16 protein-coding genes are annotated in these 16,658 nt (G+C 48.2%); 9 read left to right on the top strand and 7 right to left on the bottom strand.

Annotated elements, in window-relative coordinates:
• Positions 1–19: 19 nt before the first annotated feature.
• From DXD25_RS06150 to DXD25_RS06170, 5 genes are all read left to right on the top strand, one after another.
• A complete protein-coding gene (locus DXD25_RS06150) occupies positions 20–925 on the top strand; it encodes a decaprenyl-phosphate phosphoribosyltransferase (RefSeq protein WP_117662256.1) in 906 nt (301 codons plus the stop codon).
• A 30-nt stretch (positions 926–955) separates the two neighbouring features.
• Positions 956–1,567 (top strand): HAD family hydrolase, encoded by a 612-nt coding sequence (locus DXD25_RS06155; protein ID WP_117662258.1) that lies wholly within the window; start codon positions 956–958, stop codon positions 1,565–1,567.
• Between the two features lie 23 nt (positions 1,568–1,590).
• Positions 1,591–2,568, top strand: a complete 978-nt coding sequence (locus tag DXD25_RS06160; protein WP_117662260.1) for an acyltransferase — start codon at positions 1,591–1,593, stop codon at positions 2,566–2,568.
• Between the two features lie 86 nt (positions 2,569–2,654).
• Positions 2,655–3,092, top strand: a complete 438-nt coding sequence (locus tag DXD25_RS06165) for a GtrA family protein (RefSeq protein ID WP_187360444.1) — start codon at positions 2,655–2,657, stop codon at positions 3,090–3,092.
• A 78-nt stretch (positions 3,093–3,170) separates the two neighbouring features.
• Positions 3,171–4,649 (top strand): DUF6080 domain-containing protein, encoded by a 1,479-nt coding sequence (locus DXD25_RS06170; protein WP_117662262.1) that lies wholly within the window; start codon positions 3,171–3,173, stop codon positions 4,647–4,649.
• A 7-nt stretch (positions 4,650–4,656) separates the two neighbouring features.
• Here DXD25_RS06170 and DXD25_RS06175 read toward each other — a convergent pair whose 3' ends face one another.
• Positions 4,657–5,682, bottom strand: a complete 1,026-nt coding sequence (locus DXD25_RS06175; RefSeq protein ID WP_117662264.1) for a hemolysin activation protein — start codon at positions 5,680–5,682, stop codon at positions 4,657–4,659.
• 194 nt (positions 5,683–5,876) lie between these two features.
• On the opposite strand from DXD25_RS06175, the gene DXD25_RS06180 reads away from it, so the two are divergent.
• From DXD25_RS06180 to DXD25_RS06195, 4 genes are all read left to right on the top strand, one after another.
• The gene (locus DXD25_RS06180) at positions 5,877–7,235 is read left to right on the top strand and encodes a DUF6080 domain-containing protein (protein ID WP_117662266.1); all 1,359 of its coding nucleotides are present in this window, start codon (positions 5,877–5,879) and stop codon (positions 7,233–7,235) included.
• 52 nt (positions 7,236–7,287) lie between these two features.
• The gene (locus tag DXD25_RS06185) at positions 7,288–8,007 is read left to right on the top strand and encodes a 2-C-methyl-D-erythritol 4-phosphate cytidylyltransferase (protein ID WP_117662268.1); all 720 of its coding nucleotides are present in this window, start codon (positions 7,288–7,290) and stop codon (positions 8,005–8,007) included.
• 16 nt (positions 8,008–8,023) lie between these two features.
• On the top strand, positions 8,024–9,109 hold the full coding sequence (locus DXD25_RS06190) for an NAD(P)-dependent oxidoreductase (RefSeq protein WP_117662270.1): 1,086 nt from the start codon (positions 8,024–8,026) through the stop codon (positions 9,107–9,109).
• A gap of 61 nt (positions 9,110–9,170) precedes the next feature.
• Complete coding sequence (locus DXD25_RS06195; protein ID WP_158556310.1) at positions 9,171–10,052, top strand: hypothetical protein; 882 nt, start codon at positions 9,171–9,173, stop codon at positions 10,050–10,052.
• 28 nt (positions 10,053–10,080) lie between these two features.
• On the opposite strand, the gene DXD25_RS06200 is transcribed toward DXD25_RS06195, so the two are convergent.
• The 6 genes from DXD25_RS06200 to porV form a co-directional block, all read right to left on the bottom strand.
• Entirely contained in the window at positions 10,081–10,908 is an 828-nt protein-coding gene (locus tag DXD25_RS06200; RefSeq protein ID WP_233522209.1) for a phosphorylcholine transferase LicD, read from the bottom strand.
• Positions 10,909–12,345, bottom strand: coding sequence for a lipopolysaccharide biosynthesis protein (locus DXD25_RS06205; RefSeq protein ID WP_117662274.1), 1,437 nt, complete (start codon positions 12,343–12,345; stop codon positions 10,909–10,911).
• 36 nt (positions 12,346–12,381) lie between these two features.
• Positions 12,382–13,158, bottom strand: a complete 777-nt coding sequence (locus tag DXD25_RS06210; protein WP_089544413.1) for a glycosyltransferase family 2 protein — start codon at positions 13,156–13,158, stop codon at positions 12,382–12,384.
• Positions 13,155–14,429, bottom strand: a complete 1,275-nt coding sequence (locus DXD25_RS06215; protein WP_117662275.1) for a glycosyltransferase family 4 protein — start codon at positions 14,427–14,429, stop codon at positions 13,155–13,157. The genes DXD25_RS06210 and DXD25_RS06215 overlap by 4 nt, the downstream gene beginning before the upstream one ends.
• 447 nt (positions 14,430–14,876) lie before the next feature.
• Positions 14,877–15,356 (bottom strand): 2-C-methyl-D-erythritol 2,4-cyclodiphosphate synthase, encoded by a 480-nt coding sequence (gene ispF, locus DXD25_RS06220; RefSeq protein WP_117662277.1) that lies wholly within the window; start codon positions 15,354–15,356, stop codon positions 14,877–14,879.
• A gap of 93 nt (positions 15,357–15,449) precedes the next feature.
• A complete protein-coding gene (porV, locus tag DXD25_RS06225; RefSeq protein WP_117662279.1) occupies positions 15,450–16,640 on the bottom strand; it encodes a type IX secretion system outer membrane channel protein PorV in 1,191 nt (396 codons plus the stop codon).
• Positions 16,641–16,658: the final 18 nt, after the last annotated feature.

Genomic DNA, 16,658 nt, shown 5'->3' on the forward strand with positions numbered 1-16,658 from the left:
TAAATAAAAAGAAGTTTTTATGAACGAGAATGAAATAAAAGACAGCAAAGGCTTCGCCGCCTTGATGCGCCTGATCCGCCCGAAGCAGTGGATCAAGAATATGTTTATCTTCGTGCCCCTCTTCTTTGGTGGTGCCCTGTTTCATACAGATGCCCTGCTGGCGGGTCTGATTGCTTTCTTTGCCTACAGCTTTGCCGCATCGAGCATCTATTGCTTCAACGATATCCATGATGTGGAGGCAGACCGCCGCCACTCGGTGAAGTGTCACCGCCCTATCGCATCAGGAGCCGTAAGCATCAGGCAGGCTTACGCATTGATGTTGCTGATGCTTATCCTCTCAATGGGGGTATGCAGTCTGCTCGATTCGTGGGAGACGATGGGAATCATCGCCTTCTATTGGGTCATGAACCTCTGCTATTGCGCCAAGCTCAAGCAGTATGCCATCATTGACGTGTGCATCGTGGCATTCGGATTTGTGCTCCGCTTGCTGGCGGGTGGCGTCGCCACGCACATCATGCTCAGTAAATGGATAGTGCTGATGACCTTCCTCATCACCCTCTTCATGAGTTTTGCCAAGCGCCGCGATGACGTGCTGCGAATGGAAAAGACAGGCGAGGCACCACGCAAGAATACGAGCCGATACAACCTCACCTTCATCAATCAGGCTATCACCATCACGGCATCAGTTACCCTGGTTTGCTACATCATGTACACGGTGAGCCCTGAAGTAATAGAGAATTTCCATACCGAATACCTCTATCTTACCAGCGTATTTGTATTGGTAGGTTTGCTGAGATACATCCAGATTGCAGTGGTTGACCAGCAGAGCGGCGACCCTACGAAGATTATTCTGCGAGACCGAATCACCCAGTTTATCGTCCTTGCCTGGTTGCTCTCCTTCCTCATCCTTATCTATATCGTATAAGAAAGAGTTAATCCAAAAGAAGAACAAGAAATGAAGAAGAAAATATATTGTTTCGATTTCGACGGAACACTGACAACGAGCGATACCTTGCTGGAATTCATCAAGTATGCCAAGGGCAGAGGCCGCTTCCTGATGGTTTTCCTGATGTACAGCCCACTGCTGGTATTGATGAAACTGCACCTGTATCCCAACTGGAAGGCGAAGCAGCAGATCTTTGCCCACCTCTTTGCCGGCATGCGCATCGAAAAATTTGATGCACTCTGCCGTGACTTCGCTGAAGAAAGCCAGCATCTGCTCCGCCCGAAAGGCATCACCCTGATGCACGAAGCGCTGGTGGCAGGAGCCCAGGTTTTCATCGTAAGCGCCAGCATTGACAACTGGGTTCGCCCTTTCTTTGATATCCGCAACCTGAAAGGTGTTCAGGTACTCGGCACCCAGATAGAAGTAGAAGACGGCAAGCTGACGGGCCGATTCAAGTCAAACAATTGCTACGGTAAAGAGAAGGTGCACCGCATCGCAGAGGCACTAAAATCTTTCGAACGTTCAGAATACGAGATAGAAGCCTTTGGAGATAGCCGTGGAGACAAAGAGATGCTTGCCTTCGCCGACAAGGGACACTTCAAACCATTCCGAGAATCATAAATTTCCATTTTACAGAAAATAACATGAAAAGAAATACAGACCTCGACTTGATACGAGCCATCCTCATCATTCTCATGATATTGATTCATATCGTGAGCTTCGGCAACGCATATCCCCAGCTGAAGGCAGGCATTCTCTCGTTTATGATGCCTACCTTTCTCATCATCACGGGTTATCTTGTCAATATCGAGAAAAGTCCCAAGCAAATGGGAATATACCTGATGTGTCTCGCCCTACCCTACGTTATCATGGTATCCGGTTTCTCTGTACTTTCCTATTTCATGCCCGTAAGAGATGGCATCACGGAATTATCCTTCTCACAGATTTGCGAGAAGATATTTGTCACATCTATAGGTCCTTATTGGTTTATCCAGACGATGATTATCTGTGGCATTCTTTATTATATCAGTTTCAAGGGGGCTACTTGGGAAAGCCTCAAACAAGGAAAAACGACGATGAGTACCACTACAAGCCTCTTCATCTTCGCCACCCTACTCTTGCTGGCATCCAAGACACCCGCTCTTTCGCCCAGTGCCGCAGCCTATTATTTCATCGGTACAGCAATTCGCCAATGCCACATAGAGTTTGGCAAGATATTCCATCCTTCCCCTGCAGCCTTACTGCTCTGGCTCAGCTTGCTGGGCTTAGAGGAATGGTACGACTGGGGATGCCTGGCTGTAATCTTCTCCTGCTGGTGCTGCATTTCGTCATTGATGTGGATACATAGCCTCATCACTCGCATTCAAGGCAAAATCTACATTCAAAAGATAGACAACACCTTATTATATATAGGGCGCAACACGCTGCCTATCTATCTCTTCCACCCCATCTTTACGATGGCTGCGAAGTTCTATCATCCACTCTTTTCCTGGGATCCGAGCGAGATCTCGTTTGCTGTCGTCACCATCATCCTTGCCATTACAGGCAGCCTGCTCATTGCCAAGATGATGGAGAAGACCAAACTGGCTTATCTCTTTGGAAAAGGGAAACTATTAAGATAAATCCAAGCAGATTAATATTTTGTAGAAAGAATATTTGCTAGAAACAGGAAAAAGGCGTATTTTTGCACGCCGTAAAAGATAAAACAATGAATATCAAGAACAAGATTAATAATATGGATGATGCCAGACGGGAAAAGCTGGGCGAAGTCATCAGATTCGGAATCGTAGGCGGACTGGCTACGGTGCTGCAATATGTCATCTATCTGGCTATGATGCCGGTGCTGAACCATTTCATTCCACGAATGGGTGATCACAGTCTGGCTACCACAGCCAACACCATCGCCTACATCGTGAGCTTCATCTTCAATTTCATCGCCAGCACCCGATACACCTTCAAGGTGAAGGCAAACGCCAAGCGAGGTGCCGGCTTCACCCTCTCGCATGTGGTAAACTATACGATGCAAACCGTCTGCCTCAACCTCTTCGTTGGTCTGGGACTAGCCAAACAGTGGGCGATGATTCCTACCCTCTGTATCTGTATCCCCGTTAATTTCCTATTAGTAAGATTCTTCCTGAAGAAATAAAAGAATCTTCAAAACTCGAAAGAGAAAGACTAAGAGAAGATTCCTCTCAAAACTTGAAAGAGAAAGAAATAGAAAGATATGAAAAAGATATTCGATATTTTCAAGATCAAGAAAGAAGAAAGATGGCTCGCCCTGGGCATTTTTCTGGCACTTGCCGTTCTGAATGGTGTAGTGATAGCCCGCTATGCCAGTCATTTCACCCTCATCACGGATGATTATTACAAGAATTTCATCCGCCACTTCTGCGTATCGGGCTTCGACCCGCTTACCTACTGGGTATTGAGCGACTGGAATGCAGCATACAATGTATATCGCCATCCGCTGCTCGCCTTCTATATGTATATTCCTTACCTCATCAATGTGGGTCTGATGAAACTCACAGGCTACAACTGTGCCCTTTTCATCGCGGTAGTCATCCAGATATTCTGCGGATTCTATGCCACCCTCTTCCTGAAGAGAATCTTCCGGGAGGTAATGGATCTCGACAAGACGGCATCTCATATCCTTACCCTGCTGTTCTTCTCCTTCGGATATGTGATGGTTACCTGCATCGTGCCCGACCATTTCGTCATCTCCATGATGCTGCTCATCCTGGCACTCTACGTATCCGGTCTCAGAATGAAACATCACCATCCGCTCAAGATATGGCAGAGCGTGGTATATTTCATCCTTACAGCCGGTACATCGCTCAATAACGGATTGAAGATTTTCTTCTCAGCATTCTTCGTGAATGGAAAGGGATTCTTCCGCCCTAAGCATCTTCTCCTGGCAGTCATTCTGCCAGCAGCCCTGCTGTGGGGATTCTGCAGATGGGAATACCGCGTCTTCGTATGGCCTAACGAGATGGCACGCAAGGAACTGAAAGCCAAGAAAGCGGCTGAGAAGAAAGCCAGACAGGAACGTATGGCACAAATCAAGCATACCCGTGATTCGCTGACAAACGACTCCATCAAAAGAGGCTTGAAGATTATCTCTGCCCAGGAGATAGCCCAGAAAGCCAAGAACGACAGCATAAGGAAGGCAAAGGAACTGGCTAAGAAAGAAGCCAAAAAGAAAAGGGGTCCTAAGCAAGGTGCCCCTATCATGAAAGGTGAATTCATGAACTGGACGGATGCTACAAGCTCCCGCACACAGTCGATCATCGAAAATCTGATGGGCGAATCTATCCAGCTGCATCAGGATTATGTGCTGGAGGATGAATTGCGTCATCGCCCGATGTTCGTGAAATACCGATATGCCATCAATTATGTTGTAGAGGCAGTCATCATGCTGCTGTTTGTTGCCGGCATCTGGGCGGGCAGAAAGAGCAAGTATCTCTGGCTGGTGATGTCGTATTTCGGTCTAGATATGATGCTGCATATCGGACTCGGCTTCGGTCTCAACGAGGTATATATCATGGCGGGGCACTGGATATACGCCATTCCGATAGCCATCGGTTTCCTTCTGAAGCAAAAACGACAGCAGCTCTACAGCCGTTGCCTAAAAGGCGTATTGCTCGTCCTGGGTCTGGCACTGCTGATATACAATGGTATTCTGATTATCGGATATTTCTGCTAGGAAGAGATCAAGCGTGCTTATCTCTTCCAATCATCTTGCGCCATCTGCGAGCCATCGCCTTGAAGATACTGGAGAAATTACCATATCTCAGATTCAGAAAGAGTTCTTCCAGGGAGCGTGACATCTTGATGAATGGGTGGCCCCAGGCATTGATCTTGTACACCCGCTCCTTGAAATCTACGTTTTCCACCACATATTTAGGATGTTTCAGCGGAAACTCCAGTTCATGGCGCTTCATGGTAAAGATTCTACGATAAGCCTTGGGAGTCGTCTTCATGCTTCCGGAGAAATGAGTGGAGTCATCAGAGAGACCCAGATTATTGATCAGATTCCTGCATGGCATGATGGCAAGGCTGGAATTCAGCAGCATCGAAGCCCAAAAGATGCTTTCATAAAACTCCTTTCCACTATGGGCATGATCCCTGCACATCGGGATGAAGTCCTTACGGAGCCCACGCTGGCGAACCACCGATTCCAACTGTCGCATCGCCTGCTTATCGCGCAGAAAGGCATAGTCTCCCTCCCATTTGTCCACCACACGGCGCCACGAAGCCCATCCCCAGATAGAGAAGACAGAAGTAAAGAAATAGCTGTCCTCGCAGTCGGGGGTCACCTCATCTTCATTGAATCCGGCAATCATGGCAATACGTTCGTCGTGCTCATAGCGGTCGAGCATCTCCTTGCAGAAAGGGAAGAAAGATTGCGAAGGCACATCGTCATCTTCCAGCACGATACACTTATCCACAATCGAGAAAGCCCATTTCTGTGAGAGATACTCCGATGGATCGCATCCCTGGTTCTTGGTCTGATAAGATCTGTGCACCTCACACTCCCAATCAATATTCTCATCTGATGCTATCTGCCGACATGCCTCGATACCAGGCACATCCCGCTCACCTCTTGCTCCATCCTGATAGAGGAACAACTGGGCAGGACGAGCCTTCTTCACCTCGTCAAACACTTTCTGGAAATTGTCGGGACGATTGAAGAAAAGCATCAATACGGCGACATCAATCTTAGCTGGCTGTTTCATATCTATGATATTCGTTAACTATACACAATTGTCGGAATCTGTCATCATCCGTTTTTGGGAGACAAAGATAATCCAAAAAGCAGACAATGCCAAATAAACAGCCACAAAAATCCAACAGGAATGAAATATTTCCTCATTTTTCTTCCCACAATCAATTTTTTACACTAACTTTGCAGCCAAATAAGAATAAAACGATGAAGAATATTTTTAAAATCAAGAAAGAAGAAAGGATACCGGGCCTCGTGGCTTTACTGGTATTCGTGCTGCTCAACGGGTTGTTCTTCTACAAATACGGCAACCTTTTCCTCAGAGCGCACCACGTCAGCTTCTGGCAGTTATTCGCCAAGACCTTCCATGTATCCGGCTTTGATGCATGGTCGTACATCTTTATGTCGAATGGCAAACTCTATTTCGAGATTCCCCGCCATCCGCTTTTTGCAGTCATCCTTTATCCCTTCTATCTCATCAACAAGGAACTGATATCTTCGGGCGATACCAACTATGCGATGATATTCATGGCCATCCTGCTCATAGCAAGCGCCTTCTATTCCTTCATCTTCGTATACCGCATCTTCCGGGAAATCATCGAACTGAAGAAGAAAGACTGCATCCTTTTCTCTGCCATGCTCTATTCCTTCGGTATGGTGATGGTTTCCATGCTGGTACCCGACCACTTCTGCTGGTCGCTCCTCATGCTGACCATGACGCTGTATCTGGCAGGTATGGCGATGAAGGAAAGACGCCAACTGTCTGCCTGGACCATCGGCATCCTCAGTTTCCTAACCGGAGGAGTCACCCTCAGCAATATTGCCAAGATCTATCTGGCTGCCTGGTTTGTCAATGGGAGGAAAGTCTTCGCCCCTAAGAATCTCGTGGCTATGATTCTGCCAGCCATCCTGCTGGTAACAACTGCCTACCTTATCTATACAGAGGTAAGGGAACCTCAGTTTCATGTAGATAAGCAAATTGAGATAAAGGCTCATGCCAAGGACCCGGAACAGCAGCGGAAGGATTCCATCCATCATGCATGGGTTCTGGCTCATACAGGAGAACCGATGAAGCAGGAGGGATTCTGGAAATGGACCGATACGTCAACTTCCAGGACGGATGCCCTGATTCACAACATGATGGGAGAATCCATCCAGCTCCACGACTCTTATCTCCTGGACGATATGTGCGTAAACCGCCCTACCATCGTGAAGTATAACTATGCATTCAATTATGTCATCGAAGCCATCATCTCGCTGCTGTTCATCATCGGCATCGTGGTTGGCATCCGGCACAAATTCTTCCTCCTGGTACTGAGTTGGCTAGGATTAGACATCGTCATCCATTTTGTGATGGGATTCGGTCTGAACGAGGTGTATATCATGGCTTGCCACTGGATATTCATCATTCCTATTGCCATCGCCTACCTGATGAAATCGCTCACACCTGGCAGACAGGTCGTCCTGAGATATTTCTGCTGGTTACTCACCCTGTATTTCTGGGTATGGAATGGCTACTGGCTGTTTACTTACATGTCAGACCAGGCAACCCAAATCATGAAATAAGCGGCTCCCAAAAGCCACATTCTTTATAATAACTCTCTAAAAAAGGAATCTTATGAACATAGCAGTCATCTTTGCAGGAGGCTCAGGCCTCAGAATGCACACCAAGTCAAGACCTAAGCAGTTCCTGGAACTGAACGGCAAACCTATCATCATCTATACTTTGGAATTGTTTGACAATCATCCGGAGATAGATGGCATCGTCGTAGCCTGCATCGAATCATGGATTCCTTTCCTTGAGAAGATGATACGCAAGTTCGAAATCAGCAAGGTGGTGAAGATTGTACCGGGTGGCAACAGCGGCCAGGACTCCATCTATCACGGACTCTGTGCTGCCGAGGAGTTTGCCGACGGCAAGGATGCCAACGTGCTCATTCATGACGGTGTACGCCCGCTCATCACCGAGGAAACCATTACTGATAATATCCGCAAGGTGGAAGAATGCGGTTCCTGCATCACCTGCATACCAGCCACAGAGACTTTCATCGTAAAACAGGAAGACAACTCGCTGGAAATTCCGGAACGAGACAATTCTCTGATTGCCAGAGCACCACAGAGTTTCCGACTGAAAGATATCCTCTCTTCACACCGCAAGGCGATTGAAGAAGGCAGGCACAACTTTATTGATTCCTGTACGATGATGAGCCATTACGGCTATAAACTAGGTACCATCATCGGTCCGATGGAGAACATCAAGATTACAACGCCAACCGATTTCTTCGTGTTCCGTGCCATGGTAACAGTACATGAGAACCAGCAGATTTTCGGTTTTTAATAAAGATAGAGAAGAAATGAAACATAACGAAATAGAGCTAGAAGACTGGAAAGACTTTGCCAGCAGATTTCCTCTTTACGAACAACTGAGAAACAAGACCATCGGCATTACGGGTGCTACGGGCTTGCTGGGCTCCTGCATGGTTCATTGCCTGGAAGAACTCGACAGACAGCACGGACTGAACCTGACCATCGTCTGCTTCGTAAGAAACGAAGAAAAGGCGCAGCAGGTACTGGGTCATCCTCAGGATGATGCCCATTCAGGAGAAGCTCTGGGCAAGAACATCATTATCCTGAAGCATGATTTCAGCAAGACAGAGGAGATGCCACAGGAGGTTCATATCGATTATCTGGTGCATTTTGCCAGTCCTACGGCTTCCCAATACTTTGTCAGCAAACCGGTAGAAACCATGATGACCGATTTCGACGGCACGGCCCAGCTCCTGCGTTTCGCCCTCCGCCAGAACACCGCCTCCATCGTCAATGTTTCATCCCTGGAGGTATATGGAAGCATCTATGATGATTCCCATCCACTCAGCGAGGAAGAGCAGGGATACATCCATCTTTCAGATACCCGCAGCAGCTATCCCGTAGCCAAGAGAGCAGCCGAATGTCTCTGCCATGCCTATGCCCAGGAATATGGGGTGCATGTCAAGACAGCCCGCCTCGCCCAAACCTTCGGAGCAGGAGTTACGGCAGATGACAACCGCGTTTTCGCACAGTTTGCACGCAACATCATTGCCGGCGAAGACATCGTTCTTCATACCACCGGTGAACTGAGCCGCTGCTATTGCTATACAATTGACGCCATCGAGGCGATCCTTTTCATCCTGCTGAAGGGTGAAGACGGCGAGGCATACAATGTTGCCAACGAATCAACCTACATTTCCATCATCGATATGGCGAAGTTCCTCTGCAAGACTTTCAATCCCAACATACAGCCGGTCATCCAGCTGAAGGAAGGCATGGGCTATTCTCCGATGACCCGGCTCCGTCTGTCCTGTAGCAAGGTGCATCAGCTCGGCTGGATGCCAAGATACGACATGAAAACCATGTTCCAGCGTCTCATCACTTCCCTGAAAGCAGCAGCAGCTTCTCATTAAAACATCAAAAGCATCCATCAGCATCATGACATCCATTCTAAAGAAAATATACAAGAGTACATTGGGAATATACGAACGCAAGGACCTGTCGTCCTGGAGCCATACACCTGCCTGTTCTACTCCCATCTATGGCATCTACCATATCTTCTGCGACGCCAACTGGAAAGAGATGGTAAGGGAACAGATGCAGCATCTCGCCGACAGCGGACTGCTCGAGGCAAGCAACCGACTCTATATCAGCTGCATCGCCAGAAACGACGAAGATATCATGGAATTGGAAGATATCCTGCGACAATACTCGGCAGATAAGATAGAATTTGTTTCCAAGACCACCAATCCGCAGCGATTCGAATTTCCGGCACTCGACTATATGTATGAGAAATCGCAGCACGAAGACTTCCTCTTCTATTATTTCCATACCAAGGGAATCACCTATCAGACTCCCCTGAATCAGGAAGACAAGGAATTCAAGGGATTCGTGGATAAGATTGTGGCATGGAGAAGAATGATGGAATATTTCCTGATGAACCAGTGGAAAGTGGCTGTCAATACCCTGGAAGCGGGATATGATACCTACGGAAGCTATCTCTTCCCTCCTTTCAAGAACCGGATGTATGCCGGCAACTTCTGGTGGGCGAAGGCTTCTTATTTCAGAACGCTCCCTGCCCTAGACGAAGATACCAAACTGCACAACCGTTTCATGGCAGAAGAATGGCTGCTGAGCCTGCCGGGAGTAAAGGCTTTCTCGGCTTTCGATACGGTGGCAGACCTGTATTTTGTCAGGATTCCGCCAACCATTTATGAGGTCGGCAGACATTCCCTTTGGGATTCCCTCAAATACTGCACCATCTATACCTATAGAAAATATCAGCGCAAATGGTTCGGTTACAGCTATAAGCAGCACTGCCAACAAAAATTCCAGCAACTCAAGCAATCGCTTTAGTTGCTGGAATTTTCCATTTATAACTGGTTCATGACTTGAACTCCAACTTGCCGACGTGCAGATTCACCTTGTCCAGATCCGGCAACTGCATATAGTCGCCATATTGGTCGGTCAGCACCTTATCGTAGTTTCCCGGCACAGGCATCTGATGCCCCTCAAACTCCAGGGTGGTCAGCGGGAAGATGTCTTCCAGATGGCGCTCTACGACAAAAGGCACACCGAAAGCATCCAGATAGGCACCACCGGTCAGTTTGGCGATACCTCTCATCACCGGATAAATCAGCCGTTCATTCAGATGCACCCAGCGCATCACCTTGCCAATAATCACCTCATCCTGCAGATCCTTCCGCTTCAATATCTTGTAGGTGTGCCCGATGGTCTGCATCGACAACCGCTGCAGCCATTTGGGATGCTTGTCGATAGGAAAGATGTCTATGTAGATGCCCCGCTCCTTGAAAATCCGGTCATAGCCATTGTTCTCATCCAGCACTGAACGGCGGTCTCTCAGCTTGGCATACTGGAAGAAATAGTTTTCATCCGTCTGTCTGCATTGCAGCGCCATCGTTTCATCCAGTTCTCGGGGCAGAATCTCAATCATCTTCAGATAGTCCTCCCGAAGCATCTGCACATCCATATCATCATCCCAGGGAATGAAACCCTGATGGCGGGCTGCACCAATCAGTGTGCCGCCTATCAGCCAGTAACGGATGTGATGACGCTTGCAGATAGCATCAAAAGCCAGCAGCAGCTCTACCATCCTTTGCTGATGCTTCCACAGCAGAGAACCTTCGGGATTGAACCGGGCTCTCAACTCCTCATTACTATATTGTCTTGTCAGATTTTCCATCATATTCATCTATTTTTTCTTTAATACAAAATGGATACACTCATCCAAAATGGCAACCCGAGCCACTTTCATGACCACGAAATATAATACGGCTGCCATCACAACCCTAGCCAGAAGCAGAAATACCAGATTGGTAATGCTCATCGTTGCCAGATAGGTGAGGCTCATCACACCCAGAGCCGCCAGCAGGAACGGACAGGTATCTTTCAGAAAGTCCAGCGGACGGTAACTGATATAACGGTAAGCCAGCGCATACCATACAAACATCCAGACGATGGTCAATGCCACATAGACTGATACCATCAGATGGATGCCATAAGGCCAGAGAAGCAGCATCAGCACAATCTGGGTGACACTCAAGGAAACCGTACACCAGAAATAGGCACCAGATTTCCCCTTACTGATCACCACATTGGAAAACAGCGTATAAAGAGGCATCACCGAACCGCCCACGCACAGCATACGCAGCAGTTCTGCACTCGACTGCCATTTCTCGGTCAGCGTGATGATGATAAACTCATTGGAAACGAGTCCCAATCCGAACAGCAGAGGGAAAGAAAGGAAGCAGATAAACCTGACCATCTTTCTGAAAGCCATCAGCTGGCGCTCCCTGTCGTCAGAGAGATTTACCAGGGTAGGCTGGATCACCGGATTCAACATTCCCTGCAGCAGGAGATAACACTTCGAGTTCCACTGATAAGCCTGGTTGTAGCTACCCGTAATGGCATTGGTATAGAAACGGCCCAGCAGGATATTCATCACATTGTCGTTGATTTTGGTGGCGATGGTTGTGGCAGCTATCTTGAAGCTGAACGGAAACATCGTCTTCACGGGCGTGAAATCTATCTTCAGCGAAGGTCGCCAGGTGGAATAATGCCATACCAGCAGGGTGTTCAGTCCCACATAAACCACTCCCTGGGCAGCCAGAGACCAATAGGCAAAGCCATTCCATGCCATCAGAACACCCACGCTACTCGACAGCAGAACCGCCGTGATACTCGCCTTTGCCTGCTGCTTCACCATCATGTTCTTGAAGAGGAATGCAGCCTGAGCCGTACCCAGACTGGAAAAGAGAATATTGATGAATGCCAGCCGGCATAAGGATACCAGCCTTTCATCATGATAGAAATCGGCTATGAAAGGGGCACAAAAGAAAAGGATGACATAAAGAGAAGATCCCACTATGATGTTAAACCAAAACACGGAGTTGTAATCATTGGCTGTAGGATGCTTCAGATTACCGATGGCCGAAGCGAATCCGCTGTTCTGAAGAGCTATCGCTATGAGCGGGAACACATTGATCATCGCCATCATTCCATAGTCTTCCTTCGACAACAGTCTGCCCAGGACGATGCCGAATATCAGTCCGATAACCTGCATCGCCCCATTGTTCATGGCTCCCCAGAAGAGACCCTTTGCTGTTTTTTCCTTTAATGTTTCTGCCATTTAAATCTATTTTTTTTCTTGCTAAAATCATGAGAACTAGCGCTTGAAGAGACTCCTCACCACAAACCAGGTATGCACCAGAACCGTGGTGACAATGCCATAGTTGCTGCGCATCACCTCGAAACGCTCCTTGAGCGAAGCCTTGTGATTCTGCACCGACATGCCGCCATCCAGATAGTTGGTGATGACTGCATGGACATTGCGCAACGGAAGATGGCGCTGCTGAGCCGCCTTCATGATGCGGATGCACCAGTCCACATCCGCCGAAAGGCGATAGTGAAGATTATAATGAATCTGGCGGGCGATATCCGTGCGGGCATAAAACGACTGATGACAGACGAGCATACCCCACTTGAACGAGCGCCAGTTCAGCTTCTCGGGAGGCGAAAGACGGCGATGGCGCAGGAATCTTCCTTCGTCATTCACGATATCGGTATCTCCATAAAGCACGCCCGGCAGGTTCTCGCCCTCTCCTACGCATCCCTCCACATACTCCAGGGTATCGTCGGAAGGAAAGACATCTCCCGCATTCAGAAACACAAGATAGTCGCCCGTGGCACGGTCGATGCCCTTGTTCATAGCGTCATAGAGTCCCTTGTCAGGTTCCGAATACACCACGATTTCGTGGGCATTCTCTCCAGCCTTTGCCCTGTTCTGGTATGCCCGAACCATAGCCAGGGTCTTGTCCTTCGAAACACCATCTATGATCAGGTGCTCGATGTTGCAGTAAGTCTGCTTATTGACACTATCCAACGTACGCTGCAACACACGCTCAGCATTGTAGGTACAGGTTACGACGGTAAACTTAATCATATCCGGTAGTTTTTAAAGGCCATCGCCTGATTATACACCTCAACATATTTCAGCGCCACCGCATGCTGCGAATAGTTATGCATCACCTTCTGCAGGCACGCCTTCTTCAGATTCTCCTCATCGGCTTCTTCCAGCACCCAGTGGATTCCAGCCGCCAGATCCTTGGCATCGCGGTAGTTTGCCACATATCCGTTCTTCTGATGATCGATCATCTCCGGTATGCCGCCCACCTTGAATCCTACGCTCGGCACGCCGCAAGCCATCGCCTCCATGATGGTATTCGGCAGATTCTCCGACAGGGAAGGGAGCACGAAGACATCGGCAGCATTGTAGATATCTGCGATGCGCTTGTCATCACTCACATAACCGAGCGAAACGATCGGGAACGAAAGCTTGCCTTCGAACTCCTCGCTGTGTCCACCCAGTATTGCCACGCAGGTGTTCTCCCTCATCTCGGGATGCTGCTCAGCCATCAGCCGGCACGCCTCTATCAGATAATCCATGCCCTTATAGGGATTGGTGGCTCTCTGGGCGATGAAGAGGATGATGCGCTTGTCCTTCGGCAGCTGCGTGCGCAGACGGGATTCCAGCTTATCCTGCGGACAATAGACATGGGTATCTATCGGATTGGGAATCGTCTCGATGCGATGACCCGCCAGGAGTCCGCTCAACCGGGCTTCCGCTGCCAGCCATCTGCTGCAGGTAACAAAGGAAAGAGCCCCGCTGTTATACACCTTCTGCTTCTTCTTCCATATCTTAGCCGACAGATCGTTCTTTCCCCCGTTTCCCGGCAGATACTTGCAGTTGCCGCAGCCATTGTTGTAATGATGGCAACCCAGGGTAAGATGACAGATGGATGAAGCCGGCCAGATGTCGTGCATGGTCCATACCACCGGTTTTCCGCTGCTGATGATCTTCCGGATGGTCTTCAGCGAAAGCATGCCCTGGTTGACCCAGTGCAGATGGATGATGTCAGCCTCCTTGAACTCTGGCAGTGAAGTGATGTCGTATCCCGCATTGGCGATATCAAGTGCAAAGAGATTCTTCTTGGAAAAATGAAGGTGGCAGAAGATGCACCAGCGCTCCCACAGGAAATTCCACTGCATCCTGAGCGAGCGTGGCAACCCTACCACGGTAATATCATCGGTCACCTTATCGCGCACCAGCATCTTAGCCTTAACACCATTGTTGTTAAGGGCATCCATCAGGCGGTTGGCAGCTACGGCAGCTCCACCCGCCTTCTCACTTGTATTTACTATGAGTACTCTCATGATTATCCTTTTAATTCTGCTTGCAAAGATAATGTAAAAATTTGAGTTGGCGAAGAAAAAAGGAGACTTTTCTGAGATAAAGAGAATGTTTTTTCTGAAATGATGAGAATGTTTTCTGAAATGATGAGAATGGATATAATAAAACATGCCACAACTCTCAACGAGCTGTGGCATGCACTATGTTTAACTTAAAAATTCTAATCAAAATAGTCTCACGACCTTCTCAATTATCTGTTAAACAATCTACCTTAAAACCTAATAACTAAAAACCTAAATCTATTACTACTAACCTAAACAATCTATTAACCTTTTGACGCTGCAAAGATAGTACTTTTTCTACGAATCTCCAAATAATTCGGCAAAAAAAGTATTATTTTTGAGATTTTTTGATATAAATCAACGAATTATTAGAAATTTCATCAAAAACTAACGAGTTTTTAACCCTCATTAAGCCTTTTCTATCAATACTGTAGCGTAAGCTGAGATTCCTTCCATTCTTCCGGTAAAGCCCAACTTCTCTGTGGTTGTAGCCTTGATGGAGATCTGGTCTTCCTCTACACCCATCACTTTTGCCAGGCATTCCTTCATGGCAGGAACATGCGGATTGAGCTTCGGACGCTCTGCACAGACCGTTGCATCGATGTTGCCCAGGGTATATCCCTTGGTGGCAATCAGGTCCATCGTCTTCTTGAGCAGAATCTTGGAATCCACATTGAGGGTCTCTGCTGCCGTATCAGGGAAATGATAACCGATATCACGCATATTGGCTGCACCCAGCAGGGCATCGCAAATGGCGTGAATCAACACGTCGGCATCACTATGACCGAGCAAACCCAACTCATAATCTATCTTGATACCACCCATCCACAAGTCACGGTTCTCTACCAACTTGTGAACATCGTATCCAAATCCTACACGAATATTCATAATTCTATTATTGATGATTAAAGTTATTAATATGTTTATATTCTCTATTTATTATCTTCCAACAAGGCTCTTCCTCCCTTATTGCCAGCCTGCCTATCGCTTGAACAGGTCTTTCAATCCGTCCATATCGAACGCCAGCGTAAAGCGCAGGGTCTGGTCGAGCGGATTGCTCTTGGCGGTGGCTACCACATAGGAAGCATCGAGCGAGAAGACATTCATCTTGAAGCCGGCTCCCACCGTGAAGTACTTGCGGTTGCCCTTGCTCTGGCTCTCGTGATGATAGCCGGCACGCAGGGCAAACTTGTCATTATATACATACTCGGCACCTACGCCATAGTTGATTTCCTCCAGCTCTTCCTTGAATCCGCCTGGGGCATCGCTGAAGCTCCTGAAGATGCCGCTGATGCCCGAAATATCGTTGTATTCGCGATGCACACGGTCTTCATACTCCGAGTTGTCCTCTCCCTCCTTCTGAGCAGGAACCGTCGGTACGAGATACTTGTTGGCATCTGCGGCTATGGTAAAGCGGTTGTACTCGTCGATAGGAATCATCAGTGAGGCGCCCAGACGCAGATTGGTAGGCAGGAACTCGCCATACTCCTGACCGCTGAAGGTAATCTTGCTGCCGATATTCGAAATGTTCAGACCTACGCCCAACTGGCACTCACGCGGTCCGATGTTGACATAGTTCTGATAATAGGCTGCGATATCCGCCGCAAAAGCCGAGGCTGGCGAATTTTCCTCCTGATAGTCGAAGCGCAGGTCGGAATAGATCCAGCGGATGGCTGCCGCCAGGGAAAATTTCTCGCTGAGCATCAGAGAGTAAGCCACATCAATCGACATCTCATAGGGATTGATGGTCATCGTATTGTCGTTTTCTCCCGGCTCAGAAAGAAACACCTCACCCATGTTGAAGTAACGGAGCGAAGCGGATACGGCACTGTAATCGCCTATGCGGTAATAGCCCGAGAGATAGGCGAGATTCATGTCGTTGACCAGCGAGCGGAGCCATGGAGTGAAGTTCAGCGCCACGCCCGCCCTGGAGATGTTGAAGGGATACTTTGCCGGATTCCAATACTGCGAGTTGACATCCGGATCGGTTGCCGCACCCACATCACCCAGACCTCCGCCACGGGCATCGGGCGCTATGGTCTGAGAGATGACGGCATAGTTTACCGGATTGAAAAGACTCTCCTTGGTATCTCCCTCTCCGTTCTGCGCCGATGCCGTCAGCGCCCATACCGAGAGGAAACCGGTTGCGAATATCTTGACGATTCTATTCATACTACATTATTTTATATG

The sequence above is a fragment of the Prevotella sp. TF12-30 genome (assembly GCF_003436715.1).
GTDB lineage: Bacteria > Bacteroidota > Bacteroidia > Bacteroidales > Bacteroidaceae > Prevotella > Prevotella copri_A.